At 75.3% G+C, this 3,472-nt stretch carries 3 protein-coding genes; all 3 read left to right on the top strand.

The genetic code is table 11. The features are described from left to right. Nucleotides 1-129: 129 nt before the first annotated feature. Nucleotides 130-1,455, top strand: coding sequence for an activator-dependent family glycosyltransferase (locus ABZW32_RS39265; protein ID WP_356225641.1), 1,326 nt, complete (start codon nt 130-132; stop codon nt 1,453-1,455). Then, a complete protein-coding gene (locus ABZW32_RS39260; protein ID WP_356225639.1) occupies nt 1,452-2,210 on the top strand; it encodes a class I SAM-dependent methyltransferase in 759 nt (252 codons plus the stop codon). Before ABZW32_RS39265 ends, ABZW32_RS39260 begins: the two co-directional genes overlap by 4 nt. A 420-nt stretch (nt 2,211-2,630) precedes the next feature. After that, nucleotides 2,631-3,472 (top strand): GAF domain-containing protein (locus tag ABZW32_RS39255; RefSeq protein ID WP_356225637.1); only part of this gene is annotated, 842 nt, incomplete at its 3' end.

The following is a 3,472-nucleotide window of genomic DNA, read 5'->3' as shown; positions in this document are numbered from 1 at the left end:
GCCAGGGCTGCGCGCGGCCGGCGCGGCGGTCGTCCGTCCGCGCTCGCCCGTACTGCGCGCCCCGGCCCTGTGGCCGGTCACCGCCGATCCCGCCGATCCCGCCGACGCAGCCGAGGAGGAGACGCTGCCGTGCGCGTCCTGATCACGTGCTTCGCGCACAACACGCACTACTACAACCTGGTCCCGCTGGCCTGGGCGCTGCGCGCCGCCGGACACGAGGTACGGGTCGCCAGCCAGCCCGCCCTCACCGAGGTGATCAACGGGTCGGGGCTGACGGCGGTACCCGTCGGAGACCTCGACTCCATCGTCGAGCTGATGACCCGGATCGGCGGCGATCCCACCCCCTACCAGCAGGGCCTCGACTTCGCCGAGACCCGCGGCGGTCCGCTGGGCTGGGAGCACGCCCTCGGGCAGCAGACGATGATGACGGCCATGTCGTTCGCTCCGCTCAACGGCGACACGACCATCGACGACATGGTCGCCCTCGCGCGGGCCTGGCAGCCCGACCTCGTCCTGTGGGAACCCTTCACCTACGCCGGGCCGATCGCCGCGCACGTCGTCGGCGCCGCCCACGCCCGCCTGCTGTGGGGGCCCGACGTCATCACCCACGCCCGCCGGCAGTTCCTCGAACTGAGCGCGGCCCGGCCCGAGGAGCTCCGCGAGGACCCCATGGCCGAGTGGCTCACCTGGACCCTGGAACGGTTCGGCCCCGCCCCCGACGCCGCCGCCGTCGAGGAACTCATCGGCGGGATGTGGACCATCGACCCGGCCCCCGGGGCCCTGCGCCTGCCGGTGCCCGGCGAGGTCCTGCCGGTCCGCTACGTCCCGTACAACGGGCCGTCGGTGATCCCCGGCTGGCTGCACGCCCCGCCCGACCGGCCCCGGGTCTGCGTCACCCTCGGCGTGTCGGCGCGCGAGACCTACGGCCGCGACGCCGTCCCCTTCGAGGAACTCCTGCACGCCCTCGGCGACATCGACGCCGAGATCGTCGCCACCCTCGACGCGAGCCAGCTCCAGGACCGCGACGCGCTGCCCGCCAACATCCGGGCCGTCGACTTCGTCCCCATGGACGCCCTGCTGCCCACCTGCTCCGCCGTCGTCCACCACGGCGGCGCGGGCACCGGCTACACCGCCACCCTGCACGGCGTGCCGCAGATCATCGTCGGCTCCCTGTGGGACGCCCCGCTGAAGGCGCTGCTCCACGCCGAACAGGGCGCCGGCATCGACCTGCCCCCCGCCAAGCTGGACGCCACCACCCTGCGCGAAGCCGTCGTACGGGCCCTCACGGACCCCTCCATCGCCGCGGCCGCCCGCCGGCTGCGCGAGGAGGTCCTGGCCGCGCCGTCACCCGCCGCGCTCGTCCCCACCCTGGAACGGCTCGCCGCCCGCCACCGGGCCGCCGCCCGCTCCGCTTCCCCCACCGCTCCCCGCCCCGGCCAAGGAGACCCGACGTGACCACCGCCACCGCCCCTGCCACCGCCCGACCGGACGACGGCTACACGGGCGGCATCGCCCGCCTCTACGACCTCGTCCACCAGGGCAAGGGCAAGGACTACGCCCGCGAGGCCGCCGACCTCGCGGACCTGGTGACCTCCCGCGTGCCCGGCGCCCGCAGCCTGCTCGACGTGGCCTGCGGCACCGGCCTGCACCTCGAACACCTGACGGCCGCCTTCGACACCGCCGAGGGCCTCGAACTCTCCCCCGACATGCGGGAGATCGCCGTCCGCCGCAACCCCGGCGTCCCCGTACACCCCGGCGACATGCGCGACTTCGCGCTCGACGCCACCTACTCGGCCGTCACCTGCATGTTCAGCTCCATCGGCCACATGCGCGACCAGGCCGAACTCGACGCCGCGCTCGCCCGCTTCGCCGCCCACCTCGACCCCGCCGGCGGGGTCGTCGTCGTCGAACCCTGGTGGTTCCCCGAGACCTTCACCCCCGGCTACATCGGCGCGTCCGTGGTGGAGGCCGAGGGCAAGACCATCTCCCGCGTCTCCCACTCGCGCCTGGAGGACGACGCCACCCGCATCGACGTCCACTACCTCATCGCCGAACCGGGCCGCGACATCACCCACCTCAGCGAGAGCCACCGCATCACCCTCTTCACCCGCGCCGCCTACGAACTGGCCTTCACCCGCGCCGGACTGGCCGTGGAGTTCCAGGAGGGCGGTCCCTCCGGGCGCGGCCTCTTCACCGGCGTCCGGGCCTGACCCGGCGGCCGTGCCCGGCCGCGCCGCGATCCGGGAGGTCCTCCCGCCGGGCGCGGTCGCGGCCGACACCACGGCCGCCCGAGATCCGCCGGAGCCCCGGCCGAGGTCCGCTCGCGGCCCACCGGAACACGGCCGTCCGCGCGTGCCCCGTACGGCATCCGCGCGCGGCGGACGGCCGCCCGTACCGGACGGCCGGGGCCCGCTCCCGGCGCGAACCGGTCAGCGTACGACCGGGGCGGGGCACGGGCCAAGGTGGCGCGGGCACCCGGTGAAGGCCCCGCCGGGGCCGCCGGAGGTGCTCCGGCCACCACCCTGCCCGGCGGCCGCGAAGGCCCGAAGTCCGGTTGACGCCCCTTCCGGGCGGACGTTACGTTCCCGGCCACCGAACAGATCGGCCGATTTCGTCCCAGGGGGGTAGCGATGACGGGGGAGGACTCCACGGCCGAGGACGACGTACTGCGCGTCCTCGAACTCCTGGCGGGCGAGGCACCCGCCCGCGCCTACGACCAGCTCCTCGCCGGCGCCCGCTCCGGCGCCGGTGCCGGAGCCGCGCGCACCGAGCGGCTCGAACGTGCCACCTTCCTGGCCCGCGAGGTCAGCGCCCTCTTCGAACGGCGCAGTCGGCGCGAGGCCGAACTCGCCGCCCTCGTCGACGCCGCACGCGACCTCAGCAGCCCGGGGAGCCTCGACGAGACCCTGCGCCTGATCACCCGCCGGGCCCGCCTCATGACCAACATGGACCTCGCCTGCACCGTCCTGGTCGACGAGGACACCGGCGACGCCACCCTCACCACCGCGGACGGCGCGGTCAGCGCCCTCACCGTCGGCTACCGGATACCCGCCGGGGCCGTGCCCGCCGCCGTTCCCGGCGAACCGCCCGCCCCCTTCTGGACCGCCGACCACCTCGCCGACGACCGCACCACCCACGCCACCGCCCTCGACGAGGTCCTGCACGCCGAGGCCCTGCAGGCCGTGCTCGGCGTCCCGTTGTGCGCCGACGGCCGTCACATCGGGCACCTGTACGTCGCCGCCCGCGGCATCCACCACTTCACCCCCGACGAGGTCGCCCTCATGCGCTCCCTCGCCGACCTCTCCGCCAGCGCCGTCCGGACCGCCCGGACCCTGGAGGGCGTCCGTACCGCCAACGCCGAACTGGCCCGTGCCGACGGGCGGGTGCGCGCCTCCCTCAGCGAGGCCCTGCGCGCCCACCGGGTCCAGAACGACCTGGCCAAGCTCGTCCTGGACGGCCTCGGCCTGGACGC

The sequence above is a fragment of the Streptomyces sp. NPDC004667 genome (assembly GCF_040609475.1).
Taxonomy (GTDB): Bacteria; Actinomycetota; Actinomycetes; order Streptomycetales; family Streptomycetaceae; genus Streptomyces.
The sequence above is the reverse complement of the archived record's forward strand: the minus strand, read 5'-3'. Positions and strand labels throughout refer to the sequence as shown.